General features: G+C 46.9%; 23 protein-coding genes. 12 read left to right on the forward strand and 11 right to left on the reverse strand.

Annotation, left to right across the window (positions count from 1 at the left end; translation table 11 throughout):
* The first annotated feature begins 31 nt into the window (after nt 1-31).
* The 5 genes from SYNPCCP_RS00155 (at nt 32) to SYNPCCP_RS00175 (ending at nt 7004) form a co-directional block, all read left to right on the forward strand.
* A complete protein-coding gene (locus tag SYNPCCP_RS00155) occupies nt 32-2578 on the forward strand; it encodes a TonB-dependent receptor (RefSeq protein WP_199303644.1) in 2547 nt (848 codons plus the stop codon).
* A 203-nt stretch (nt 2579-2781) separates the two neighbouring features.
* The gene (locus SYNPCCP_RS00160; RefSeq protein WP_223211317.1) at nt 2782-3612 is read left to right on the forward strand and encodes an iron-siderophore ABC transporter substrate-binding protein; all 831 of its coding nucleotides are present in this window, start codon (nt 2782-2784) and stop codon (nt 3610-3612) included.
* A 113-nt stretch (nt 3613-3725) separates the two neighbouring features.
* A complete protein-coding gene (locus SYNPCCP_RS00165) occupies nt 3726-4721 on the forward strand; it encodes an iron-siderophore ABC transporter substrate-binding protein (RefSeq protein ID WP_020861340.1) in 996 nt (331 codons plus the stop codon).
* A 4-nt stretch (nt 4722-4725) separates the two neighbouring features.
* Complete coding sequence (locus tag SYNPCCP_RS00170; RefSeq protein WP_020861341.1) at nt 4726-5100, forward strand: DUF1636 family protein; 375 nt, start codon at nt 4726-4728, stop codon at nt 5098-5100.
* A gap of 62 nt (nt 5101-5162) precedes the next feature.
* Complete coding sequence (locus SYNPCCP_RS00175) at nt 5163-7004, forward strand: ABC transporter ATP-binding protein (protein WP_010871241.1); 1842 nt, start codon at nt 5163-5165, stop codon at nt 7002-7004.
* A gap of 217 nt (nt 7005-7221) precedes the next feature.
* Here SYNPCCP_RS00175 and SYNPCCP_RS00180 read toward each other — a convergent pair whose 3' ends face one another.
* From SYNPCCP_RS00180 to psb28, 5 genes are all read right to left on the reverse strand, one after another.
* Nucleotides 7222-8157, reverse strand: a complete 936-nt coding sequence (locus SYNPCCP_RS00180; RefSeq protein ID WP_020861343.1) for a hypothetical protein — start codon at nt 8155-8157, stop codon at nt 7222-7224.
* 124 nt (nt 8158-8281) lie between these two features.
* A complete protein-coding gene (locus SYNPCCP_RS00185) occupies nt 8282-8623 on the reverse strand; it encodes a DUF5615 family PIN-like protein (RefSeq protein ID WP_010871243.1) in 342 nt (113 codons plus the stop codon).
* A complete protein-coding gene (locus SYNPCCP_RS00190) occupies nt 8620-8850 on the reverse strand; it encodes a DUF433 domain-containing protein (RefSeq protein ID WP_010871244.1) in 231 nt (76 codons plus the stop codon). Before SYNPCCP_RS00190 ends, SYNPCCP_RS00185 begins: the two co-directional genes overlap by 4 nt.
* A gap of 27 nt (nt 8851-8877) precedes the next feature.
* Nucleotides 8878-10083, reverse strand: a complete 1206-nt coding sequence (locus SYNPCCP_RS00195) for a DUF4336 domain-containing protein (protein ID WP_010871245.1) — start codon at nt 10081-10083, stop codon at nt 8878-8880.
* Between the two features lie 24 nt (nt 10084-10107).
* Nucleotides 10108-10446, reverse strand: coding sequence for a photosystem II reaction center protein Psb28 (gene psb28 / locus SYNPCCP_RS00200; protein ID WP_010871246.1), 339 nt, complete (start codon nt 10444-10446; stop codon nt 10108-10110).
* A gap of 14 nt (nt 10447-10460) precedes the next feature.
* Here psb28 and SYNPCCP_RS00205 point away from each other — a divergent pair, with 14 nt between their 5' ends.
* Both SYNPCCP_RS00205 and SYNPCCP_RS17840 read left to right on the forward strand, forming a co-directional pair.
* Nucleotides 10461-12110: an ATP-dependent DNA helicase gene (locus SYNPCCP_RS00205; protein WP_010871247.1), complete on the forward strand. Its 1650-nt coding sequence runs from the start codon at nt 10461-10463 to the stop codon at nt 12108-12110.
* A gap of 127 nt (nt 12111-12237) precedes the next feature.
* Complete coding sequence (locus tag SYNPCCP_RS17840; protein ID WP_071822643.1) at nt 12238-12579, forward strand: transposase; 342 nt, start codon at nt 12238-12240, stop codon at nt 12577-12579.
* Here the strand turns inward: SYNPCCP_RS17840 and SYNPCCP_RS16620 are convergent.
* Both SYNPCCP_RS16620 and SYNPCCP_RS00215 read right to left on the reverse strand, forming a co-directional pair.
* Nucleotides 12475-13323: an IS630-like element ISTcSa family transposase gene (locus tag SYNPCCP_RS16620; RefSeq protein ID WP_010871248.1), complete on the reverse strand. Its 849-nt coding sequence runs from the start codon at nt 13321-13323 to the stop codon at nt 12475-12477. The two genes, SYNPCCP_RS17840 and SYNPCCP_RS16620, sit on opposite strands and share 105 nt — an antisense overlap.
* 344 nt (nt 13324-13667) lie before the next feature.
* On the reverse strand, nt 13668-14312 hold the full coding sequence (locus SYNPCCP_RS00215; protein ID WP_223211318.1) for a hypothetical protein: 645 nt from the start codon (nt 14310-14312) through the stop codon (nt 13668-13670).
* 435 nt (nt 14313-14747) lie between these two features.
* Here SYNPCCP_RS00215 and hypD point away from each other — a divergent pair, with 435 nt between their 5' ends.
* Complete coding sequence (hypD, locus tag SYNPCCP_RS00220) at nt 14748-15872, forward strand: hydrogenase formation protein HypD (protein ID WP_010871250.1); 1125 nt, start codon at nt 14748-14750, stop codon at nt 15870-15872.
* 11 nt (nt 15873-15883) lie between these two features.
* On the opposite strand, the gene rfbD is transcribed toward hypD, so the two are convergent.
* From rfbD to SYNPCCP_RS00240, 4 genes are all read right to left on the reverse strand, one after another.
* Nucleotides 15884-16765: a dTDP-4-dehydrorhamnose reductase gene (gene rfbD / locus SYNPCCP_RS00225; RefSeq protein ID WP_014407064.1), complete on the reverse strand. Its 882-nt coding sequence runs from the start codon at nt 16763-16765 to the stop codon at nt 15884-15886.
* A 5-nt stretch (nt 16766-16770) separates the two neighbouring features.
* Nucleotides 16771-17439, reverse strand: a complete 669-nt coding sequence (msrA, locus tag SYNPCCP_RS00230) for a peptide-methionine (S)-S-oxide reductase MsrA (RefSeq protein WP_010871252.1) — start codon at nt 17437-17439, stop codon at nt 16771-16773.
* 115 nt (nt 17440-17554) lie between these two features.
* Nucleotides 17555-19030 (reverse strand): glycogen synthase GlgA, encoded by a 1476-nt coding sequence (gene glgA, locus SYNPCCP_RS00235; protein WP_010871253.1) that lies wholly within the window; start codon nt 19028-19030, stop codon nt 17555-17557.
* Nucleotides 19031-19253: 223 nt separating this feature from the next.
* Nucleotides 19254-19865 carry a TetR/AcrR family transcriptional regulator gene (locus SYNPCCP_RS00240; protein WP_010871254.1) on the reverse strand — a complete coding sequence of 204 codons (612 nt, stop codon included), beginning with the start codon at nt 19863-19865 and terminating at the stop codon, nt 19254-19256.
* 98 nt (nt 19866-19963) lie between these two features.
* Here SYNPCCP_RS00240 and SYNPCCP_RS00245 point away from each other — a divergent pair, with 98 nt between their 5' ends.
* From SYNPCCP_RS00245 to SYNPCCP_RS00260, 4 genes are all read left to right on the forward strand, one after another.
* Complete coding sequence (locus SYNPCCP_RS00245; RefSeq protein ID WP_020861345.1) at nt 19964-20638, forward strand: N-acetyltransferase; 675 nt, start codon at nt 19964-19966, stop codon at nt 20636-20638.
* Between the two features lie 100 nt (nt 20639-20738).
* Nucleotides 20739-21737, forward strand: a complete 999-nt coding sequence (locus SYNPCCP_RS00250; RefSeq protein WP_010871256.1) for an ABC transporter ATP-binding protein — start codon at nt 20739-20741, stop codon at nt 21735-21737.
* 311 nt (nt 21738-22048) lie between these two features.
* Nucleotides 22049-23806 carry a hypothetical protein gene (locus SYNPCCP_RS00255; RefSeq protein ID WP_010871257.1) on the forward strand — a complete coding sequence of 586 codons (1758 nt, stop codon included), beginning with the start codon at nt 22049-22051 and terminating at the stop codon, nt 23804-23806.
* A gap of 41 nt (nt 23807-23847) precedes the next feature.
* On the forward strand, nt 23848-24576 hold the full coding sequence (locus tag SYNPCCP_RS00260; RefSeq protein ID WP_020861347.1) for a class I SAM-dependent methyltransferase: 729 nt from the start codon (nt 23848-23850) through the stop codon (nt 24574-24576).
* The last annotated feature ends 24 nt before the right edge of the window (nt 24577-24600 follow it).

Raw genomic sequence — 24600 nt, forward strand, 5'->3', positions numbered from 1 at the left:
AGAATTTCAAGCTTTGGTGCAAGGAGTGATTATGAATCAAGTACAGTGGTCGGTTTTGTTGATGGGTATAGTTTCGCTACTATGTGCTCCCAGGGCGTGGGCCGAAACTAATCCGAACCAATTGAACAGGACGAATATTTTAGAATCTGGTAACTTAGAACGCACCAAAGCCGGTGATTTGCTCCCAGTTGCAACCACTGTTGATGAGTGGATAACCCAAATTGCCCAAGCTTCGATCATCGAAATCAAGGAAGCCCGGATCAATTTGACCGAAGCTGGACTGGAACTGACCCTGGCTACCACGGGCCGCTTATCAACACCAACCACTTCCGTAGTGGGCAATGCACTAATTGTAGATATTCCCAATGCCATCCTAGCCTTGCCGGATAGTGACGGACTGCAACAGGAAAACCCCACCGAAGAAATTGCCCTAGTGAGCGTTACAGCATTACCTGATAATATTGTTCGCATTGCCATTACCGGGGTCAATGTGCCGCCGACGGTTGAAGTTAATGCCACAGACCAATCCCTGGTACTGGGGTTAAGTCCAGGGAAAGGGGTGGCAGATGAAGAGGATGGCAATGATGCTATCCAGGTAGTGGTGACCGGTGAACAGGATGAAGGCTATGCGGTGGACGATGCCACAACGGCGACTCTAACCGATACTCCCTTACGGGACATTCCCCAATCGATTCAAGTGGTACCCCAACAGGTGTTGGAGGACAGGCAAATAATTCGTGCTTCGGAAGCACTGCAAAATGTCAGTGGTGTGCAGAGAGGAAATACTGTTGGTGGTACATCCGAAATATTTAATATTCGCGGTTTTCAACAATTTGGCGGAACTCTCCGGGACGGCTTTAAGTTCAGAGATAATTTTTCTATTCCGGACACGGCAAATCTACAACGGATAGAAGTCCTCAAAGGGCCGGCTTCCGTACTCTACGGCAATTTAGATCCTGGCGGCGTTATTAATTACATTACCAAACAGCCCCTTTCAGAACCTTTTTATGAAGTTGCTATGCAGGCAGGTAATTTTGGTCTGGTGCGTCCAACCATTGACTTGTCAGGGCCGTTAAACTCACAACGAACAGCTCTTTATCGATTAAATGCGGCTTATGAGGGGGGGGGAAATTTCCGGGACTTTGACACGGAAGTTGCACGCTTTTTCATTTCACCCGTAGTTACCTGGCAAATTAGTGATCAAACAGATTTAAGATTCGAGTGGGACTATCTCTATGATCGTCGTCCCTTTGACCGGGGGATTGTGGCCTTTGGTACGGGAATTGCCGATATTCCCTTTGATCGAGTTTTGGGGGAATTAGACGACTTTGATGCAAGGACAAATTTTTCGGCCGGATATAGATTAGAACATCGTTTCAGCGATAATTGGAAACTCCGCAATCGGTTTCGGTTCTCCTACCTCGATCAAGCGGCCGAACAAACTGAATTGGTTAGATTAGATGAAACTACAGGTAATCTGAGCAGGCAATTTTCCCGCAATGAACAGCAGATAAGAAATTACGAACTGCAAACTGATTTGATCGGCAAGTTTTCTACAGGTCCCATCCAACACACCCTATTATTTGGCGTTGATTTATCGTGGCAAAGCGCCCCTTTTATCTTCCGAGGAGGTGTTGCGGCTCCCACTATTAATATTTTTAACCCCGTTTATGGGACTGTAGCTCGACCTAGTATAAATGACTTTCCAGATGTATTCTCTTCTGAGGGGCAAACCAATACGCTGGGGATATTTCTGCAAGATCAAGTGACACTGACCGACAACTTAAAATTACTCATGGGAGGGCGTTTTGACACCATTGACCAGAGCTCCTCTTCCAACGGGGAATCTGACGAACGTTACGATCAAGCTTTTAGTCCCCGTTTGGGCATTGTTTATCAACCCATTGAACCAGTGTCTTTGTATGCCAGCTTTAGTAGATCATTTCAGCCTAATTTTGGGACTAGATTTGATGGCTCGTTGCTCGAACCAGTTTTTGGTACCCAGTACGAAGTGGGGGTCAGAGGTGAATTCCTCGATGGTAGGTTGATCGCAAATTTAGCAGCATATGAAATCACAGTAAGTAATCTGGCTGTAACAGACCCTGAAAATCCCAACTTCTCCATTCCATCCGGAGAGCAAAGAAGTAAGGGGGTTGAATTCGATATCGCGGGGGAAATCCTACCGGGCTGGAATATTATTGCTTCCTATGCTTATACCGATGCCAGGGTCACCAAGGATGACAATCTGGAGCCTGGTAATTTGCTTGAGGGGGTTCCCTTTAACTCGGCCAGTTTGTGGTCAACTTACGAAATTCAAGCCGGTGATTTACAGGGTTTGGGATTTGGCCTGGGATTGTTTTATGTGGGGGAACGCCAAGGTGATTTAAATAATTCTTTTCAAATACCGAGCTATCTACGTACTGATATAAGCGTATTTTACCGCCGCAATAACTGGAGGGCCGCCATTAACGTTAACAATCTTTTCAATATAGATTACATCGAAGCGACCCAACGCCGGACTCGCGTTGATCCTGCGGCGCCCCTAACGGTAAGGGGAACAATTTCGGTGGAATTTTAAACTTTTCCGTAATTTTGTCAAAATCAAAACAACATTTTAGAATGCACAGATCGGGTCGTAGATTTAGACTATTTACACTAACAATCCTGACGATTGTATTTTTTTCTGCCTGTGTTGGTAGCACCTCACAAAATCTGGATCAATCTACAGAGTTATTGTCCGTAGATTGCAGGATTGTCGAGCATTCCTTGGGAAAAACTTGTGTGCCCCTGGAGCCGCGTCGAGTGGTGGCCCTAGATGGTGCCACGGTGGGTAATTTACTAGCCTTGGGGATGATGCCCGCTGGGGTGGCCAGCAATCTTTTACCCGAAATAACCCGTTTAATTCCCAATGTGCCCCGTTTAGGACAGAGTAGTCAGATCAATTTAGAAACCCTAGCGGTTCTACAGCCTGACTTGATTATCGGGGCCGTCTGGGAAATGAAAGGCATTTATAACAAATTATCGGCGATCGCCCCCACTGTTGCCTTTGAGATGCAAACCCCCGCTGACTGGCAACGTCCATTCCGTTTCGATGGTCAGGTACTGGGCTTAGAAACCCAAGCGGAAAAGGTGCTGGAGCAGTATCAAATGCGTGTAAATAAGTTGAGGGCCCAAGTTAGTGACTCCCCTCTACAGATTTCCTTGGTACGGATTAGGGCCGAGTCGGGACAGATGAGTTTATATCTGAAGAATTGCTTCGGCGGGGCCATTTTGGCTGATTTAGGCTTTGCTCGTCCCCCGTCTCAGGATCAAGGAACTCCAGACCAACCGCCCTTTGCAAAGTCCATTAGCAGAGAATCGATGACCGAAGCTGATGGAGATGTAATTTTTCTGTTCACTTTTGGTCATACTCCACAAATTGCTGCCGCCGCCGAGGCCCAGTTAGAACGCTTGGACACCGACCCCCTCTGGCAGTCCCTTGGGGCGGTGCAGAAAAACCGAGTGTATTCGGTGGGGCACTATTGGGGGGCTGGTAATAGTCCTCTGGCAGCGGACTGGGTATTGGATGACGTGGAGCAGTATCTGTTGGAGGTTCCTGGCAATGGAGTATAAAACAAAACAGATCAGGTTTTGATTTTGGATCGGGGATAGGGGAGGAAGTATGGCATTCCCCGCTTGCGCTTTGCTCAGTTACTCAAGTTGTCGGTAAAACGAGGGTTAGTAGATTGACATTACGATTGTTAAAAAACCAATGGCTTTTCTTTGTTTTTGCCCAACTGCTCCTGATGTTAGTGGTGGCCTGTCAAAATCCCTCTCAACGGGAAGCAGTAAAAAATTCTGAAGATTGCGTCATCGTTAACCAGCCTGAGGATCAAGCCTGTGTCCCAAAAACCATTGATCGTCTCGTTACCTTAGATGGAGCCGCCTTTGAATATGCGATCGCCCTTGGCCTGGAGCCGATCGCCACAGTGCCCAGCAATTTTCAGGCCCAACTGCCAGCCCTAATGACCAATGCTGAAAATATTCAAAATATTGGCAAGGGGGAACAACCCAATTTAGAAGCAATTTTGGGAACAAATCCCGACTTGATTGTGGGGCTAGATTCCCACCAAAGTATTTACCCCCAACTTAGCCAGATTGGGCCGACAGTGCTGTTTCCTTTTGAACATAGTGGACAGTGGAAAGAGGTTTTTGCTTCCGTGGGCAATGCTCTCCACCGGCAGGCCGCCACCCAGTCAGCCTTGGCCGCCTATCAAGCTCGCTCGACGGATTTTCGCACTCAAATGGGCGATCGCCTTGATAATCTGCAAGTTTCCGTCATTCGCCTCTATCCCGATGGCATTAACTTATACCTGAAGGACTCATTTGCCGGTACAGTGCTGCAGGATGCGGGTTTAGCTCGTCCCCCTTCCCAGAATATTAGTGCGGTGGAAGCCCAACAAAAATTTGGCAATCCTATCCAAACCAGAATTAGCCGTGAAGTATTGGAGCAAGCCGACGGAGATGTGATTTTTCTTTGGACAGGGGAAAACACTCCCCAGGGCAATGAGGAAGCGAAAAAACGACTGCAACAACTACAGCAAGATCCCCTCTGGGGTCAACTGAGGGCCGTAAAGGCAGGCAAAGTGTACGAAGTACCAAGCTATTGGATTGGCAGTGGACCGATCGCCGCTAATGCCATCCTCGACGACCTATATAAATACCTTCTTGGAGAAAATTAACCCCATGGCAAAGCATATTTTAGTGGTTTGTAAGGCTTGTGGTGCTAAGGCAGAAAATGACAATTCTAATTCCCCAACAGACGGTATTTGTTTGCTAAATAAGCTTCAAGAATTACATCAAAGATGGGTACGCAAAGATGAACTAAAAATTGAGACCACTTCCTGTTTATGTATTTGTGACAGACCCTGTGCGATCGCCTATGTGGGCACCCATAAACCCACCTACCTTTTCGGGGATTTAGATCCAATCAATGGCGGTAAAGATCTAATCAGCGCCGCTGAACTTTACCTCGACAGCGAAGACGGCATGGTTCCAGCCTACAAACTCCCCGAAGGATTGCGTTCTTGCCGGGTTGCCCGCATTCCCCCTGCCCCCTAGCTGTATTCCCAAGTCTTTTTACCCACACTTTTTAACCCCTATGTCTTAATTTTTTTGCTTCTATGCCACCTATCTATCAACTGCTTTGGCAGATGATCCGCTATGCCCAGAAACTTTATTGGTTGGATACCATATTGTGGCTATTTATTCTGGGAATACCCATAGTACCGGGACTGCTAATTCGTCAGTTTTTTGACACCTTAACCAGCCAAACCCAAATTAAGGAATCTCCCTGGGTCTGGATTGGCCTATTTTTAGCGGTGGGACTAGGCAGAATGGCGGCAATTTTTACTGGGCGGATCACAAAAACCCAACACCGCTTTTTGATGAGTGGATTGGTGCGCCACAACCTGTTCCAGGGATTATTGCATCGCCCTGGGGCAGAACTAGCCAGCGGAGCAGTGGACGGCCAGAAGGTTTCCCCTGGGGAAATGCTGAGCTATTTTCGCGATGATGCTCTACAGATTGAAGACACAGTGGTGGGCACTAATGAAATCTTTGCCGCTGGGGTGTTTGCGGTGGTTTCCGTGGCCCTACTGTTGAGCGTCAACAGGGAAATGACCTTACTGGTTTTTGTGCCCCTATGTCTAATCACTGCCCTGGCCCACCACGCTGAGCATCGCCTGAAACGTTATCGCCGAGCCAGTCGCCATGGAACTCAACAGGTAACCGGATTCATTGGGGAGATGTTTACCGCTGTGCAGGCCATCAAGGTGGCCGGGGCCGAAACTGAAATGTTAGAGGAACTAAGAAAAAGAGGCGATCTCCGCCGTCGTTTAATGGTGCGAGACCAGGTTTTTAATGCCATCCTCAATTCCGGCTTTGAAAATACTGTCAGCATTGGTACCGGACTAATTTTACTTTTAGCGGCCCAAAGTCTTGGTCCCCAAGGTAACTTCACTGTGGGAGATTTTACCCTCTTTGTTTACTACCTCTCTTTTGTGAGTGATTTTTTAGCTTTTTTTGGGGTTTTTCTTGCTTCTGTGAAACAAAGTGAAGTCTCCTTTGAGCGCATGGCAGTTTTAGTCAACGGTGGTGAATGCCCTTCTCCTAGCACAGTTAATCCCACCTCCTTTCCCCTCACCTATCCCCATCATCTCTATCTCAAACCTATTTTGGGCTCCCAACCGGCCTTACCTCCCCTCTCAACCCCAGCCCAAACCGATCCTTTACAAGAACTAAGAGTAGAAGGATTAGTTTACCATTATCCAGGCAGTGACAATGGCATTGCTGATATCAGCTTTAGCTTACAACGGGGCAGTTTGACGGTAATTACGGGACGGGTGGGGGTAGGTAAAACAACCCTAATTCGCACGCTACTAGGGCTACTGCCCAAACAATCAGGCAAAATTATTTGGAATGGCTTGGAAATTGCCGAACCAGCGACTTTCTTCGTTCCGCCTCGGGCCGCCTACACTCCCCAAATTCCCCAATTATTCAGCACTTCTCTACGAGAAAATTTGTTGCTGGGACTAGCAGATGATGTTTCACCGGAGCAATTAAACCAGGCGATCGCCACCGCTGTTTTTGAGCAGGATTTGGCTCTGATGCCCAAGGGTCTTGATACCCAAGTAGGAACAAGGGGAGTTCGACTTTCCGGTGGCCAGAAACAACGGGTAGCGGCGGCCAGGATGCTCGTTCGTCAACCGGAATTACTGGTGTTTGACGACCTTTCCAGCGCTCTGGATCTGGAAACTGAACAAAAACTATGGCGGCGCCTATTTAGCACTGGGCACCAACGTCATTCTGCTGTTTACACCCCCACTTGCTTGGTAGTTTCCCATCGTCCATCGGTCATAGAGCAGGCTGATACGATCGTTTTGCTAGAAGCTGGAAGGATTGTTTTTTCTGGCACTCCAGCTCAGTTTAATCGGGAAATGATGGGAAAAAATATTGTTTTTTAGTCTCTATTTCTAAGTCCATGATGAGACTTCAGTCAAGGCTATGGCCTGGGCAACTCGCACTCTAATTAATGGTCTGGAGATTCACTGCGGAAAGTCTAACGAGGAATTACCTATGGGATCGCCATGGCAAACCTGCCGACGAAATTGGCGATCGGGCTAAATAAGAGTTAGATAACATCTAATTATTCGATATAAATAAGACGATGCTCAATTTCAACTAAAGTTGCATATACACAAGCCAATATAACGGCAAATTTTCCTTTGTTGAAATCGTTTTTTTGCCGGTATCATGAGAAAATTCATTAGAAAATTTTGCTACTTTTGCAAGTAAATCTCTAATGTGACTTTCGCGCGTATACTTAACTATTGCAATTAGATCACCAAGGAAGACTTGAGAATATTCCTTAGATATTTTAAGACCTTTTGAACAACACTCAACCTTAAGAAGGTACTCCATAGCTCTTCTCACAGAATTGACCTTTTCTGATACTTCATCATGGGAGAATTCATCAATTTCATCGAAAGAATCTAGGATTTTTCTAATACGTATCAAGGCTACATGAACATTCTTCCAGTACAAAAATCTCTTGGAATGAGCGGATGATATTCCAGAAGCTTTTGGCATCATTACTAGCGAATAGAGTGGAGTACAATGGAAGTCTATTACCTCGTAGTGACCACTAACTTTTCGAATAACTCTCTTCTTAAAGAAACCATTGTCATATATCTCAATCTCATCTGTACCAAATCTATACAAATTTTTTATTTCTTTTGATGTTTTTGCATACCCATTTATTATAAACAAGGCTGATTCTTTTGCTGGCACTGGAAGAATTGTATTTATTTGTAATGCACATGAATATAAAGATGCGGGAAACAAGGACTGCCTAAGCTCACGCCGCCTCTCTGTTTCGACTAGCTTTCTGAAATCATGCCATACAAGGGTAAGAATCTCTGATTTTTCATCAAAGGAAAAACTTTCAATAACATCCCAGTTTTCCATGTCTAAAAAATCAACAATTATTAAACCTCCTGTTGCTTCAAGAAGATCTTTAAAAAAATCTGCGACTTGAACTCTATTAGATATATTCTTGTTTCCATATTTTTCTGCAAGACCTTTAAAAATCTTATGGCTGTCTTTTATTGGATCCATGCAGATTCTCCTTGGGCGGATAACATACAAATAATGAGGGTAAAATGGACTTTCTAGATCCACCTTATATCTCATTATAGAGAATGATTTATTATTCGTGGAATTGTTGGTTGAGAACTATGTACTAATCTGGCCATGAAAGAGCAAGCAAAGACGAATTTTTATCTTCATAAAATAATTGGATCATCCTAAATTCTCGACGCAGTAAATTTTCAACCTGTGAAGTAGAGCAGTTTCCTAATCGAAGCCAAATAACTTTGGGAGGGCTACCAAACACCAGACTAAGATCGTGCATGTCTGCATCTTTAGAGACAATCATTAAGTCATTATTTTTTGCATAATCCCAAACGATAGGATCAATTGTTGCCTCCATTCCAACATTTCGCACATGAAGGGAATTAGGAAAAAGATCGCCCAATTGAATGGGCAATTTAGGAGAGAGATTTTCGTCAAACAATAATTTCATGCAGACAGGGGAGAAATCATCAATCGACGTTCACGGTCGGCTGCATAAGCAATACAAGCCTTCAAATCTTCTTTAGTTAAATCTGGAAAATCTTCGAGAATTTCCGCCTCAGTCATCTCAGACGCTAAATATTCGAGTACTTCATAAACAGTGATACGTAAACCGCGCACACAAGGTTTACCTCCTCGTTTATTGGGTTCAATCGTAATGTAGTTTCTGTAGTTCATTGTAAATCCTCGCTAATTTTTTATAGTTTATTCACGTTTACTAGTCGGTGGTGGGGTGATGCGCCAACGTACCAGGAATTGGTCAATGCGTTGCAGAATTTGCCGATCTTCTTGGGGTAATGACTCTTCATTGTCAGAGAAAGACTTTTGTAAAAAGCTAAAGGCTTGGCGGATTTGCTCTCCATTGGTAGCCACTGGGGCAGAAAAGTGACAGGGAATGAGGGTTTCCACCGGCCAGCTAGTAATTTTTTCTACCCATTGCCATACGGCTTCCGGTTCCCGGTTGAGAATTAGCTCTTGCAAAATGGGAGCCACCCGTACTTTGCCGCCGCCCCACAGGGTTTGAAAAGTGTTCTGCCAATCCCTGCGCCACCGAAATGGGTACAAACCAAAATAATTTTCCCGACGGCGATCGCCAACTTGTTTTGCTTCTTGCCACACCTGGTTCCAATTAGGTACTTCTAGGGTACTAGCTTGGAAATAGAGAGCAAATAAACAAATGCGTTGCCACCCCTTGGCTCGATTGGCGAGATTATCTTCCGGGCGATCGCCAGCCTTATCCCTGGCATGGAACATTAGGGGAGTGGGGTCTAGTTCCAAGACCGGGGGGGGATTTTCCGACAAAACCAACAGGGTATCCGTCACCAGTAAAGTATGACTAGACCAATGGAAAAAAGCCACTTCGCCAAACTTGCCCAGGCGTAAATCCAACGGCCCGAGGTAAGCGTAATCAAATTCCCCGGCAAAGGGAGTTTCGCTACTATCAGCGGGCAAAATTTTCGTTCGATCGCCTGGAAATCCCAACCAACTGAGAGGTAAATTAAGGGGAAAACTCCATTGGCCTGGGGCTACATAGACCGTTGCTTCTGGACAATGGCGAGCTAGAGACGGTACATTAGCCTTATGTTCCAACCCGGAAATGGTGGGTAGGATAATATACTTCACTGGGCCATATTTGGCCGTTAGTTGCCCCAACAATTGCAAACATTCTGCCGTGGGGGCAATGGGAGAGTAAATTAGCAATCCCCCCGTGTTCAGGCGCACCACCGTCATGCGGATGGGTACTACCACATAAAAAATTCCCTGTACCTGCTCCAACACCCAGATAGTGTCCGGTACCACTTCCCGCACCAAAGTTTGCCTTTGACTGTAGGGATAAATGGGCACCAGATACCAGTAGGGCCAGGTCTGACTGGGCTGGGAAGATCGGGAAAGGGACTGCCGCATCGTCACCGAGGAGGATGAAAAATTGAAAAATTATTCAGATTTGGAAAAACCTAAGCCATTTTCTGCGCCGTAGCGCTCCATAAAGCGCATAAAACGGTCCCATTCCGGTTGGGAATTGAGGATCACCGTGGCCTCGATCGCCGTAGGACGGCCATTGATAAATTTGCCCTTTACTTCCCTGGTGATAATTTCCCCTTCGTCGTCGATTAAATACATGCCGGTAATATCATCGGTGCTTTCTTTCGCTAGAATTGTCGGTTCCAAGAAATAGAATTTTGCCATGCCGGACTGCCCATTCTTCGACTTGCTGAGGCGCACTTCTGGGACAACGGTTTCTGCAACTCCCTTGGAAAATTGAATTTCAGCCATGTTTTTTTACCTTAATGACATTAATTTCGTTAACTCCCCATCATGGCATAGATCCCGGTAGTGGCCGAAAAAACACCCCCATGGGACTACTCGAAACCCAAGTTCACCACCTGCTCAAAGCCCAACAGCGCCAACAAACCATTCCCCCCTGGCCCCATTCGTTAACCATGGGTCGTTTGGTATCCCGGGCCCTGCGACTACGGCGATCGGCCTTGATTCAAACTGGTTGTTTGCCCCCCACCTACGGCCCCAGTTATCTATTGCCCTGTTTACTTAGTGATCAGCCCATTCGCCTGGTCACCACCCCCAAACGTAAGCAAGATTTGGAAACGGCTATTTTGCCCGCTTTGCAAATGGCCCTACAAAGTAATGATCCCGATTTGGTCATCACCTGGCCGGAAATTGTTACGCCTGACCAATGGCTACAAGAGAATTTAGGGCCATTGCCCCATATTGCCCCCGCCTTAACGGCGATCGAGCAGGTAGAACATTTAGAAGATTGGACCAGGGATTTTCTTTCCCATCACCTAGATTGGAACACCCTCCAACCCCTTTTTGCCCAAACTCCCCAGGGCCAAGACCAAGTTCTAACCCATTGGAGCCGCCTCAGTCAGTCCCTCTTTGCCCGCCCCATCAACCCCCATGGTTTTTATCCCTTGGATGGAGAAGAATTAAAGGAGTTAAATCAGGCGGTAACGGAACAGTTGACGATTAGTCAGGGTGAAAATGCCATTAAGCAAGAAAATATTCAGAAAATTCAGCAGTTTTGGCAGTTTTGGCAAGAACAAACCGATAACCATCTCCTCTGGGCCGAAGTGGACCGACAGCAGGGCAGAATCAGTCTCCACGTCAGTCCGGTCAATGTACAGCCCTGGCTACAGCCGATTTGGCAAAGCTCCGATCAAGGTCAGGGAGATTTTATTGATGGAGGCCAAGACAGCGATCAAGCCGCCTTTGTCCTCATCGGCAGTTTTTTAGACGCTGAGAAAACCGCCCCCACCTATTGCAAAACTTTGGGTTTGGGAAATTTACTCTGCTTAAAGTTTTCTCCCCACCGTCTCCAGGATGCGTTAACCATTTACCTCCCCGATCGCCTACCCTTACCCAATACCCCAGCCTTCCAAACCACTTTGCTAACGGAAATCGAACGCATTTTGACAGAAATCATGGCGGTGCAACCGGACACCTTTGTGGTGATTTTGCTTGACGATTTACCGCTCAAAGCCCAATTAGGCAGTCAACTAGCGGCCAAATTAGGCTCTGGAGTGAAAGTGGAACCGACCCCCAACTTTGCTCCTGGTATTTTGGTGGCGGGCTGGCAATATTGGTGTGCTCAAAGAGAAAAGTTTCCCCCGCCGGCCCTGCTAATTCTGGGCACTTTGCCCATTCCTTCCCTGGAAAATCCCCTGGTGGCCAAACGAGTACAACACCACAAACGCCACCATCAAGACTGGTTCCGGGACTATTTACTACCAGTGGCATTGAAAGATTTACAGCAGGCAGTGTTACCCCTACGAGAGTCCGGCGGTTGGTTAGCTATCTTGGATGACCGGGTCAATTCCCGCAGTTACGGCCGGGAAGTGCTCAAAGCCCTAGCGCCCTACGGCAAAAGGAATTATTTTGATCCCCAGGATTTGCCCCAGGTGACAACAGCTCAGAAGTGATTTCTAAAAAAAATATAAAGAAAAGAGGATAGAAGAAATCTATTTTTGAGAGTTTCACAAGCATTTCTCCTCACTGGAGGTGGTCTATGTAGACCAAGGGTATTGAGAGGAAAATTTTGCTTGGGCAATGAGGCAATTGTGTGGAGATTCAGTGCGAATTGGGGTCGTTAAGCGTTCATCCAAAGAATTTGAACTTTTAGCCAAGCGTTGGGTGATAGAGCGTACTTTTGGTTGGTTAAATCGCTATCGGCGATTAAACAAGGATTGCGAACTTTATACCGAAATAAGTGAAGCAATGATTTATGGTGTCCTCATCCGTATAATGCTTTCTCGTATTATAGTAGTTTCAAATAAAGCTGAGACGCTAAACGCCACAGTAAGAACGGATAATTTCATCAAGAGACGTGTCAATAGGAGCGTACATTCTAGCTCGTTTCAAGGCACTAAAGTCATGCTCAATATCATTTAAATCAGGAGAATATTTCGGCAAAAAAAGAACTTCATGACCTGCTTCTTTAGCCAATTCTTTAATGGCAGTTTTACGATGAATAGGAGCATTATCCATTATTAATATTGATGGAATGTCGAGGGAGGGTAGCAAATATAATTTTAACCATCCTTCAAAGCCTTCTGCATTCAAACTCCCGGTAAAAACCATCGGCGCAATCAAATCTTTTTTTCCTTTTCTTCTCCCTGCTACTAGATTTTCTCTGACTCCCCTTTTTCCTTGTCTATCTCCATAAACTTTTTTTCCTTTTTTTGACCAGGCATAAATACAAGCCTGGATTGCTTCGAATCCAGATTCATCTATGTAAACTATAGCTTGACTACCATAGAGCTTAATTAGTTCTCTTAACATTCTATAGTACTTAACTCGTTCCTCCCGGTTTCTTTCTCGATAACGTAGTTCTTTTTTTTTTCTGTTTATTTTCATTTTCTTTAATGCGTAATATACGGCACTCGGCCTCACTCCAAATTTCTTGGCTCTGTCTATCAATCTTGCATCGGGATTTTCTTCTACGTCTTTTTTTAGAGCTTCCCAGTCTAATTTCCTATGGCGACGCTCTACTTTTGTTGGGCTTAAATCTACTCTATTTAACCATCTGTATATCGAGGCTTTTCCTATTTTATATATCTTGGAAGCCTCAGTTATTTTTCCTCCAGCTTCTATATAAGCTACTACCCTTTGCCTTAAATCTAAACTGTAAGCCATTGTTTAAACCTGTTCATTTTGTACACTCCATAATTTTACATTAAATTCTCTCATCGTTAATTGAAATGACTATACCTCTTAATTTTTACTTTAGAAACTATAGCGAAGATCAAGACGGTTAGAACCAACAGTCACTGAAACCTTCTCGGAATAAGCATTTTGAAATTGAAACTGTCCCAAATAACTCACTTTTTGCTATAGCTCTTAATATTGGGATAATTTTGTTGATGGGTGGTTGAAACTACAATTTTTCCAGTGTGGTCGGTCATAAATTAGTCAGACAATCAAATAATTAAAGCAATTTAGATCAGATTTTTAGCAATAACTGTTGAGCCCATTGCCCGCTAGCTATCCGAGTTGTGATGGTAGATAATTTTGTGGGTAATTTGACTGTGGCTATAGAAGGGTTTGGCTGCGTGTAAAATTTCCGTGACCCAGTTGAGGGTCATGATGGCGTCTAAATAATCTCCCCTACTATTCTTGGCGATGGGATGATCAAGGAAGGCAACTGCCAATTCTTGCATTAACGCCCTAGCAGTGCCGCTCCCATAGGAACTTTCGTCCGATGATTGCTTATGAAAGTCCCAGTCAATAATCCAGGTAAGAATTTTTGCTTTGGCTTGGTTAACCCGATAAGCTTTAATGCGGTGGGTGTATTTGGTGATATCAACATTGCGTTTTTGACGAATATATCGGTCTGCTTTGCGGAGATAACCTTTGCTCGCTTCTTGTAAAATTTCTTGGTCTAACATTTTATTGAATTCCCGCAGGTTATCTAGGGTAATAAGAATAGAACCAACGGAAGTTTGATAGCGTACTTGGAAAGCGGCAATGGTAAATTCATGGCTGGGAGGCAGTCGGTATAATTCCCCTTTTTGATCCAAGGATTTTTTGATCAAACTAACTTTGTCTACAGATGAAGCTTCGGCTTTGGTTTGGCGGTTAAGAATGGTATCTAACCCTTGCTGCACCAAGGACTCAACTTTCATACTACTTAGCTTTGAAAGATCAAAGTTCATTTTAACTAAGCCAACTGGTGAATGGGAGGAAAAAGGTAGTGGAAAAGAGAGAATTTTAGCGTGGTATTTTTCTATCGTAAAAAGATATTAAAGATGCCACCAACTAACCCTTCAAATAAGATTTCTCCATTCCTACTTTAGCAATTGAATTTCTTATTTGGAGCCATTGCCTGGGGAATAAAAAACGAACTAGGGTGGGGGTGGGCAAAGAGCCATTATTCAGTTCAAAAAATTATCCTTACTACCCATTTGACTGGGCACTTGTCAAGAATCGGCCTCTTATGGAGGAGGGCTAGGGAAATTTGACATCACTTTCAAACTTTGTCAACACCCTCTAATTTGGGCGAAACGAACTGTTACTGAAAATTTTCGTTAACCTTGGAATCAGTTCGCCAAGTTTTAGCCATGAAATACGTTGATGAATATCGGGATGCCCAGGCGGTGGCCCATTACCGTCAGGCGATCGCCAGGGAGATAACCAAACCTTGGACGCTGATGGAGATTTGCGGCGGCCAGACCCACAGCATTGTCAAATATGGCTTGGATGCTTTGTTGCCGAAGAATTTGACTCTGATCCATGGTCCCGGCTGTCCTGTGTGCGTCACTCCGATGGAATTAATTGACCAGGCTTTGTGGTTAGCTAAGCAACCGGAGATCATTTTTTGTTCCTTTGGCGATATGTTGCGGGTGCCCGGCAGTGGGGCGGATTTGCTGAGCATTAAAGCCCAGGGCGGCGATGTGCGCATTGTCTATTCTCCTTTGGATTGTTTGGCGATCGCCAGGGAGAATCCTAATCGGGAAGTGGTATTTTTCGGAGTAGGTTTTGAAACTACAGCCCCTGCCACGGCCATGACTCTCCACCAAGCTAGGGCCCAGGGAATTAGCAATTTCAGTTTACTTTGCGCCCATGTATTGGTGCCCCCGGCTATGGAGGCTTTATTAGGCAATCCCAATTCCCTCGTGCAGGGCTTTTTGGCGGCAGGGCATGTCTGTACGGTGACCGGGGAAAGGGCCTATCAACATATCGCTGAAAAATACCAAGTACCCATTGTCATCACTGGCTTTGAACCTGTGGATATTATGCAGGGCATCTTTGCCTGTGTGCGCCAACTGGAGTCGGGACAATTCACCTGCAACAATCAATATCGGCGATCGGTCCAACCCCAGGGCAATGCCCATGCTCAGAAAATTATTGACCAAGTGTTTGAGCCAGTCGATCGCCATTGGCGGGGTTTGGGATTAATTCCGGCCAGCGGTTTGGGTTTAAGGCCAGCATTTGCCCCCTGGGATGCCGCAGTTAAATTCGCCAATTTATTGCAAACCATGGCCCCAACGATGGGAGAAACAGTGTGTATTAGCGGGGAAATTTTACAGGGACAACGGAAGCCCAGCGATTGTCCAGCCTTTGGTACTATCTGCACCCCAGAACAACCCTTGGGGGCTCCCATGGTTTCCTCGGAAGGAGCCTGTGCCGCCTATTACCGTTATCGCCAACAATTACCGGAACCAGTGGGAGCGGCCAGAGTTTAGTTTTGCTGGGATCAGACAATCCCCTCACTGATAGCTTGGTGGAGCATGGCCCGTAACGAAGCCCGCCAATGGGGAGGGGCAGAACCCAAAGTTTCTACTATTTTTTGATGGGATAAAACAGAATAGGCTGGCCGTCGGGCCGGGGTGGGATAGGCAGCTGTGGCAATGGGCACCACCTGACGCACCTTAAGGGGAATACCTAGATTTTCAACTTCCTCAAAAATAGCCACGGCAAAATCGTACCAACTGGCCACCCCACTGTTGCTGTAGTGGTAAATGCCCTGGGCCCGTTGTTCCGTCAAAGCGGCGATCGCCTCGGCCAGATCCTTTGCCCAGGTGGGCCCACCAATTTGATCCGCCACCACCCTGACTTTTTGCCGTTCTTTGCCTAAACGCACCATGGTTTTGACAAAATTGCCCGATCCATGGACTCCATAAACCCAGGCAGTGCGGACAATAAGAAAATTACAACCACTGTCGGCAATGGCTATTTCCCCCTGGAATTTGCTTTGGCCATAAACCCCGAGGGGATTGGTGGCATCCGTTTCTCGGTAGGGAGAACTCTGGCTACCATCAAACACATAGTCAGTGGAAATATGCACCACATAGGCACCGATTTCCTTGGCCACTTTGGCGATCGCCTGGGGAGCAAGGGCGTTAACTGCGTAGGCTAATTCCGGTTCTGTTTCGGCCCTGTCCACAGCAGTATAGGCCGCGGAGTTGACAATAATGTCCGGGGCAAAAGCACGAATTTTCTCCCCTAAGACATCCGGCTGGGCCAAATCAAAGCTAGCCCTAGTTGCTTCTTGCACTGAACCAAAACAGGACAAAGGAATGGCTAATTCTCGTCCCACTTGCCCCGCTGAACCTAATAACAGGATTTTGCTCGCCAACCTAACTAAGCTCCCAGGGAAACTTCTGTGCCAATGGGGCAGGCCACATTAGTGCCCCCCAAACCGCAGTAACCATTGGGGTTTTTCGCCAAATATTGTTGGTGATAGTCTTCAGCGTAATAAAAATCCGGGGCTGGTAAAATTTCCGTGGTAATTTCCCCGTAGCCTGCCTGTTGCAGAGCTTGCTGATAGGCTTGCTTCGATGCCAAAGCGGCCTGTTGTTGGGCTTCGGAATAGGTGTAAATGCCAGAGCGGTATTGGGTACCCACATCATTGCCCTGGCGCATGCCCTGGGTAGGGTTATGGCTTTCCCAAAAGACTTTGAGCAATTGGTCGTAACTCACTTGCTGGGGATCAAAGGCTACTAAAACCACTTCGTTATGGCCAGTCATACCCGTACAAACTTCTTGGTAAGTGGGATTGGGGGTATAACCAGCCGCATAACCAACAGCGGTGCTGTAAACTCCAGGTATTTGCCAAAATTTGCGTTCTGCTCCCCAAAAACAGCCTAAACCAAACAGAGCCGTTTCCATTCCCTGGGGAAAGGGAGCTTTGAGAGGATTGCCGTTGACAAAATGCTTATCTGGCACGGGCATAGTGGCCGATCGCCCGGGTAATGCTTCATTGGGGGCAACCATGGCAGTTTTTTTACCGAATAAATCGAAGAATCCCATAATGCTTAAGTTGTTGTTATTTATCTAAGTGCGGATAATACTGAACGAAGCTTTGACCAACTGCTTTGACTCCGCCTCTGAACTAGTGTAACGAAACTGTTACAAACCCGAGGTGTTAAGCCCGGATGTATTCGTAGGCTTCCACATATTGGAGCCCTGGTTTATTCCAAGAGTAGTCGTAGGCCATGCCCTGCAAGGCCAAGGTTTTAAAAGCCACGGGATCATCCTTATACAAGGCGATCGCCCGACTGAGGGCCGTTTCCAGGGCATACTCATCCGGTTGATAGAAAACAAAACCATTACGTTTCTCCGGGGGATGGTTCTGGTCATAATCCCGGTCGAAAACAGTATTTACCAAACCGCCTACTCCCCGCACCACCGGAACGGCCCCATAACGCAGACCAATCATTTGGGTCAAACCACAGGGTTCGTAGTTACTGGGCACCACAATAATGTCCGCCGCTCCGTAAATTAAGTGGGCCAGCTCCTCGTCAAAGCCCAACTCTAGATGGACATTGGGGTTATCGTTGAGATGTTGTTTTTCATGCCAGAACCATTTGCTCAGATTGGGTTCGGTGGCGGAGCCGAGCAGGACAAATTGCGCTCCCTGGCTGAGGGCGTAGTAGATGGAGTGATGCACCAAGTGCACACCTTTTTGTCCATCCAAGCGGCCAATAAAGCAGAGCATGGGTTTTTTATCATCCGTTTCTAACAGTAATCTTTCCCGTAACGCTTGCTTATTTTTTGCCTTATCGCCAAAGGTTTTGACACTGAAGTTACTCGCCAGTAAAGGATCAATTTCTGGGTTCCACACTTCGTAATCCAAACCGTTCAAAATACCGCCGAATTTTTGCTGATGGATTTCCAGGGTATGGCCCAAGCCACAGGAAATATCGGAAAAACGGGCTTCCCAAGCATGGTGGGGGGAAACGGTGTTGACATAGTTGGAGTAGACAATGCCCCCCTTCATGAAGTTAATCGCATTGGGATTGAAATTATCCTGCAGGCGATCGTAGCTGAAATAATAACTGTCATTATTGAGCCCAGTGGCGTGGAGAATATTGGCTCCAGCAATACCCTGGTGTTTGAAATTGTGGATGGTGTAACAAACCCGTTGATGGTCCATGCCATGGAAACGGTAAATTTCATACAACAACACCGGCACCAGTCCCGTTTGCCAATCGTGGCAGTGGATAATGTCTGGGCGTTTGTTACTGCGTAGCAAAAACTCCATGGCCGCCTTGGAGAAAAAGGCAAAGCGCATATGGTCGTCTAGAGCGCCATAATAATGACCCCGATTGAAAAAGTTATCAGAAGATTTGGGCTGAATGAAGAAGCAGAGCCTACCGTGAACCCAGCCACAAAAAACATCACAGAAGATTGAGCTTCCATACCAGGGCACCTCTAGGTTGCGGTAAGCATCGTGTAAACCCCAGATGTGGTCATAGCGCATGCAATCGTACATGGGTAGGATTAGCTCGACGCAATGGCCCCGCAGTTCCAATTCACGGCTTAGGCCGTAAATAACATCCCCCAATCCCCCAGCCTTAATGACGGGGGCGCATTCTGAGGCAATTTGAACGATGTACATAGAGGCTCCTGATAGCGGTTTTTACTCGACTTCGGCTCGACGGCGATCGAGTTGATTGTATTTTCCTATATTGCCCCTCCCTTGCAAGCACTGGAGGAGAATTCCCCTGGCCAAGGGGCGATCGCCACCGGAAATTAAAAGATTAAGTTAGTCAAGTAAAAGATTTGGTTCACTACCCATTTTGGGTCATGGGCCTGGCTTTTTTTAGCCCAAGAATGAAAAACTAACCGTAGTGATGATGCCGTACCAGTAATGTTTCCACCAAGCATTGGGCAGTTGTAAGCCTTTCTGGATCGTTAGACTGGGCTACCCAGGCGGCCAACTCATTCAAGGAACCATTGACCAAGTGGGCAAAACCCTCAGCATCGACGGCGTCAAGTTCTCCTTCGGAAACGGCGGTCTGAATCGACCCATGGAGCAAACCAAAGCCATATTGATCAATTTCGGTCAGGTCATCCGCTGCCAAAACTGCGGGAGCTTCCACAAATACCAAGCGCCGCAGTTCATCCTGCTGGGCAACTTCCAGAAATGCTCGACAGCCGACGATTAACTGTTGCCAATTATTATCTAGGGGTTGAACTTTCGTTTGGATATAGTCGGTGATTTCTTCGTAGGCCTCGACGATGACAGCTTTAAACAGCCCCCGCTTGTCCCCGAATTGATGATATAAAGCTCCCCTGGTAATGGCTAGCTCACTGATAATTTCTTCGGTGCCAGTGGCGGCGTACCCCTTGGTGGCAAACAGGTGACGGGCCCGGTCAAGGATGGCGCGGCGAGTGCGTCGAGTTTGTTCTGCTTTGGTTAACTTAGCCGGCATGGTGGATGGATTTAACATTCAGACAGTATGTATCTTGACAAGAAAAAAAACTTCCCCTACTTTTGAGATACATACAGATTGTATCTTTTACGCAAAACTTTCCCCAAGGGGTCGTGATGTCAACCACGCTAAATACCCGTCAAGCAACCACTGCTGACATTCCATTTCTGGCTAGGATTGAGTACGAGGCTTCCCTACCACCTTTAAATCACTGCTTTTGGGACGATTTGTTGGATGGTACTGGCACCACCGCATTGCAGTTTATCGAGGCGGAACTAAAGGCTGATGCTTGCAATTGGGGCAATGTGCCGGATTTTCTGATTTTGGAAGCTGGGGGCCAACCAGTTGCGGCCGCCGCCGGATATGTACCAGGGACGGATGATTACTGTCCATTATGCCTATCCCAGCTAGGGGCGATCGCCAAGGAGTTGAACTGGGGAGAAGAAACCCTAGAGGGTTTTCGTGAGCATTATGTGGGGCTTTGGGGAGGGAATTTACGGCCATTGTTTCTCACACCCCAGGCAACCTGGATTATCGAAAATGTGGCCGTATTACCGGAGGCCCGGGGCCAAGGTTTTGGCAAAGCGTTACTAAGGGCTTTATTGGCCAAAGGGCGATCACAGGGCCATGAATTTGCTGGCATTATGGTAATCAATGGCAATGACAGAGCCCGCCATACCTATGAATCTGTGGGGTTTAAACCTTACCAAACCTTTTACAAAGATTATTTCTGGGAACAATTTAAGATTGATTTTCCCGGTGTTACCAAGTTTGGTATGCGTCTCAACTAAAAAAGATAACTACCATGTTTGACAAGGGGTGAAACTGGCTGGCTTTAATCATTGGTAATCGGTGGTTGGACTATGATCAATTCACCCACACTTTTTCACTGTGTCCCCCATGGAATTAACCCCTGAAACCAAGGCCGCTGTGGTTACCCAAGGTTTGACCAAACGTTTCGATCGCCAGGGGGCGGTGACCAATGTGGATTTAAGCATTGCGGAGGGTGCCGTGTACGGTCTGATGGGTCCCAATGGGGCGGGGAAGACTACCCTAATCCGTATGTTGGCCACTGCGGAAGAACCCACCAAGGGGGAAATTTATTTATTTGGCGATCGCCTGGTAGCGGGGGCAGACAATTTACGCATCAAACAATATTTGGGCTATTTGCCGGACGATTATCCCCTCTATGAAGACTTGAACGTTTGGGATTATCTCGATTACTTTGCCCGGTTATATCATTTGAAAAATCCTGGCCGTCGCCACCGCATCCAGGAAGTGTTGGAGCTAGTGCAACTAACCAGTAAGCGCCACAGCCGCATTAACAGTCTTTCCCGGGGGATGAAACAACGGTTAAGTTTGGCCCGCACCATTATCCATGAGCCCATTTTACTCCTGCTGGATGAGCCGGTTTCCGGGCTGGATCCCCTCGCTCGGCAACAATTTCGTGACATTATTCGGGTGTTGCAGGCCGCTGGCATGACCATTCTGATTTCCTCCCATGTGCTCAGTGACCTGGCTGAACTCTGCACGGCGATCGGGGTGATGGAACTAGGTTGTTTGGTGGAAAGTACCACTTTGGCAGATTTATATAACCGGCTGGGGCAGCGCACTATCTCCATCTTCCTATTGGAGGGAGTAGAGCAATTGCAGGATTGCCTGAAGAATCAACCCGGTGTGGAGGATTGGCAGATAAACTATGACCAGGGAGATCAGCCAAATTCCGCCCCAGGTACCCACTGCTCTGTGATTTTTTCTGGTTCCCCGGAAGACAGCGCCAACCTGCTCAGAAATTTGATCTATGCTGGTTGTCGAGTCAGTCAATTCCATTGTCAACAGGAGGATTTAGAAAGTATTTTCCTCAAACTAGGACATCAACAGGTTTCTTGACAGTATCAACGGCTGTTCTGCCCTGGTTAAGACTGATAATTTAACTATTTTCTTCTCAAATTACCGTTAATTTATTCATCACTAAATCTCTCTCTGTCTAGTTGATTTATTTTCCATTTATCTGAGATTTATTTGACAACTGAAAGCTGTTTCCAATCAGAATTATTTGCTTAATTAAGAAGCTGATTGAAATTACTTACCCTCACTGCTATCGGTGCTTTACTGAGCAAATGGGGGATTAATTAGGATTTGACTAACAACTGATTGACTTAATTTTTTGCTTTTTCCTGCCCCACTTCGCCGTCACTGCCATGATTAATTTTTTCTCTACCCATATCGATCGCCTGGGGGATTGGTATCCCCAACTGTACCGGGAACTCAAAAGCCGTTTCACTGCTACTAAGGTCCGTTGGTTGCTGTTGGTTAGCGTAATTTTCCAGGGTGTGATGGTATTTTTTCGCACCGGAGAAATTCCCGTACTGTATCCCCTCAACCCCGCTGGCGAGCAATTTAGTCGCTACTGTCTGGGCACCCCACCGGATTGGGAATATAGCCGAGGCATTTTTGTTTGCACCCAGGATTTATTGGGACAACTACAAATTAATTGGCGGCTTTGGTGGCTGGATGGCTTCGCTTTTTTGAGCTTGGCCGGGCTGGCTTTATTGCTGGTGGCGGGGGTTTATTTGCTGGTGGCCGATTTACAAAAGGAATGTCAACGGGGCACTTTAAATTTTATTCGCCTTAGTCCCCAGGGCGAGGGCAATTTCATCTGGGGCAAAATGCTGGGGGTGCCTAGTTTGCTGTATGGATTTTTGCTCACCCTTTTGCCTCTCCATATAGTCGCCGCTGGGGGGGCGGGCATTTCCTTGCTTCTATTGGCGGGTTACTACGCGGTGGTGCTGGCTGGAGCAACCTTCTTTTTCCACATTGCCCTCTGGATTGGTTTAAGCAGTAATGCAAAAAGTTATTCCCTTTCTAAAAGCGCGGCGATCGCCGGTTTGTGTGGGGTGGGGACGCTGATTGCAACGACCTTAATTATGCAAGACAACGACTGGGAGCCATTTTTCCTGTCTTGGTTGTCTCTGTTTTACCCCGGTAAAGCCCTAATTTATTTAGTCCGCTCCACCTTTTTGCCCATAACCACCGTTGGTTACCTCGGCCCCAATGAACTAGACCAATTGCGCTGGTATGGTTGGGATTTATTTCGGTCGGCTCCCCTGGGTATGGGGTTTATGGTGGCTAATTTCGCCGTGGGGACCTATTGGATTGCCCAAGTATTACGCCGTCGCTTCCGTCGTCCCCTCAGCACTGCCTGGAGCAAAGTTCAAAGCGTGGGGGTAACCCTGTCCCTAGTGGCGATCGCCAATGGCTTTTTACTGCAGAGCTACGTAAAAGGTGATTATCTGGATTCACTGTTGTTGAACCTGGCCAGTTGGCAATTGACCCTTTGTTGCTTCTTTTTGGGTTTGACCCTGGCCCTGTGCCCCCAAATTAACTATTTACGGGATTGGAGTCGCTATCGCCACGAAGCCCCCCGGCAGTACCGCACCTGGAGCTGGCAAAATCTAGTTGCTGACCATAGTCCTCCCCAAGGGGCGATCGCCATTAATCTTTGCTGCACCGCCCTTTTAACCTTGCCCATGGTGTTATTGTTGCCCTGGCTAGCACCAGCACCGGCGGGGTTTCCCATTCCCCTCGGCGGCATAGTGGTGGCCTTGACCATGGGTTTGTTGTGGAATTTTACTTTTGCTACCTTGGTCCAGTGGAGTCTGCTGCGGATGCGTTTTCCCCGTCTCCTGGTATTAATTTTGTCTGTGGTGGTGATGGTGGTTCTTCCCTTGGCGATCGCCATCGGCGCGGGAATTAAGGAAAGCACCGTGATGTGGTTTAGTCCGCTGCCGTCCATTGCCCTGGTGGAAGGAATTAGCTTTCAAACGCCCCTCTTTTTTCTAACGATTCTCACCCAAACAGTGGTAATTGCGGCCAGCACCTGGCAGTTTAATCGCTACGTTCAACGTCTCGGGCGATCGGAAAGCCAGCAATATCTTGCCCCGGTTCAGCCAGAGTGAGAAATGGCAAATTCCCTATCCCCGCATTTTCCGCCATCACCATGACCACACCCCTTGAAAAAAAGTCAACCATTGAAGACATCCGTTCCCGTTTTGATAAAGATGTGGCCCGTTTTTCTTCCCTCGAAACTGGCCAGGCGACAACCATTGATGCTCCCCTAGCGATGTCCCTAATTACCGAGGCGGCTATCTCCTGCACTAAGAATATTCGCCACGTACTAGATATTGGCTGTGGTGCTGGTAACAACACCCTTCGATTGCGTCAATCTGCCAACTATGATTTCAATGTTGACCTACTTGATCTAAGCGCACCCATGCTGATGAAAGCGGCGGAACGGGTCCAGCAATTAAATAGGGGTTTAGTCCGTACCATACAGGGGGATTTTCGCTCAGTAAGCCTGCCAAACTCCACCTACGATGTGCTCATTGCAGCGGCCGTGTTGCACCATTTACGGGATGACGAAGACTGGCGACAAGCTTTTCAGAAAATTTACAATTTACTTGCCCCCGGTGGTAGCGTTTGGATCACCGATTTAGTTTCCCATGAGCAACCCGCCGTCCAAGCAATGATGTGGGACCGGTACGGCGACTATTTGGTCTCCCTTGGTGGTGCGGAATATCGGGACAAGGTGTTCGGCTACATTGACCGTGAAGATTCTCCCCGACCCGTTACTTACCAGCTTGATTTGCTCCGTTCCGTTGGCTTTGATGCGGTTGATCTTCTGCATAAAAACTCTTGCTTTGCTGCATTTGGTGCGGTGAAGCATTGATAAATTTATTTCATCAAAAGAATC

Origin of the sequence: Synechocystis sp. PCC 6803 substr. PCC-P (assembly GCF_000284455.1) — a bacterium.
Taxonomy (GTDB): Bacteria; Cyanobacteriota; Cyanobacteriia; order Cyanobacteriales; family Microcystaceae; genus Synechocystis.

Coding starts and splice junctions, on each gene's coding strand:
- SYNPCCP_RS00240 (WP_010871254.1), bottom strand. CDS start 19,865: ATGTTAAATCCATCCACCATGCCGGCTAAGTTAACCAAAGCAGAACAA.
- psb28 (WP_010871246.1), bottom strand. CDS start 10,446: ATGGCTGAAATTCAATTTTCCAAGGGAGTTGCAGAAACCGTTGTCCCA.
- SYNPCCP_RS00255 (WP_010871257.1), top strand. CDS start 22,049: ATGATTAATTTTTTCTCTACCCATATCGATCGCCTGGGGGATTGGTAT.
- SYNPCCP_RS00260 (WP_020861347.1), top strand. CDS start 23,848: ATGACCACACCCCTTGAAAAAAAGTCAACCATTGAAGACATCCGTTCC.
- msrA (WP_010871252.1), bottom strand. CDS start 17,439: ATGGGATTCTTCGATTTATTCGGTAAAAAAACTGCCATGGTTGCCCCC.
- SYNPCCP_RS00180 (WP_020861343.1), bottom strand. CDS start 8,157: ATGGATCCAATAAAAGACAGCCATAAGATTTTTAAAGGTCTTGCAGAA.
- SYNPCCP_RS00215 (WP_223211318.1), bottom strand. CDS start 14,312: ATGAAAGTTGAGTCCTTGGTGCAGCAAGGGTTAGATACCATTCTTAAC.
- glgA (WP_010871253.1), bottom strand. CDS start 19,030: ATGTACATCGTTCAAATTGCCTCAGAATGCGCCCCCGTCATTAAGGCT.
- hypD (WP_010871250.1), top strand. CDS start 14,748: ATGAAATACGTTGATGAATATCGGGATGCCCAGGCGGTGGCCCATTAC.
- SYNPCCP_RS00185 (WP_010871243.1), bottom strand. CDS start 8,623: ATGAAATTATTGTTTGACGAAAATCTCTCTCCTAAATTGCCCATTCAA.
- SYNPCCP_RS00190 (WP_010871244.1), bottom strand. CDS start 8,850: ATGAACTACAGAAACTACATTACGATTGAACCCAATAAACGAGGAGGT.
- SYNPCCP_RS00175 (WP_010871241.1), top strand. CDS start 5,163: ATGCCACCTATCTATCAACTGCTTTGGCAGATGATCCGCTATGCCCAG.
- SYNPCCP_RS00245 (WP_020861345.1), top strand. CDS start 19,964: ATGTCAACCACGCTAAATACCCGTCAAGCAACCACTGCTGACATTCCA.
- SYNPCCP_RS00205 (WP_010871247.1), top strand. CDS start 10,461: ATGACATTAATTTCGTTAACTCCCCATCATGGCATAGATCCCGGTAGT.
- SYNPCCP_RS00155 (WP_199303644.1), top strand. CDS start 32: ATGAATCAAGTACAGTGGTCGGTTTTGTTGATGGGTATAGTTTCGCTA.
- SYNPCCP_RS17840 (WP_071822643.1), top strand. CDS start 12,238: ATGAGGCAATTGTGTGGAGATTCAGTGCGAATTGGGGTCGTTAAGCGT.
- SYNPCCP_RS16620 (WP_010871248.1), bottom strand. CDS start 13,323: ATGGCTTACAGTTTAGATTTAAGGCAAAGGGTAGTAGCTTATATAGAA.
- SYNPCCP_RS00170 (WP_020861341.1), top strand. CDS start 4,726: ATGGCAAAGCATATTTTAGTGGTTTGTAAGGCTTGTGGTGCTAAGGCA.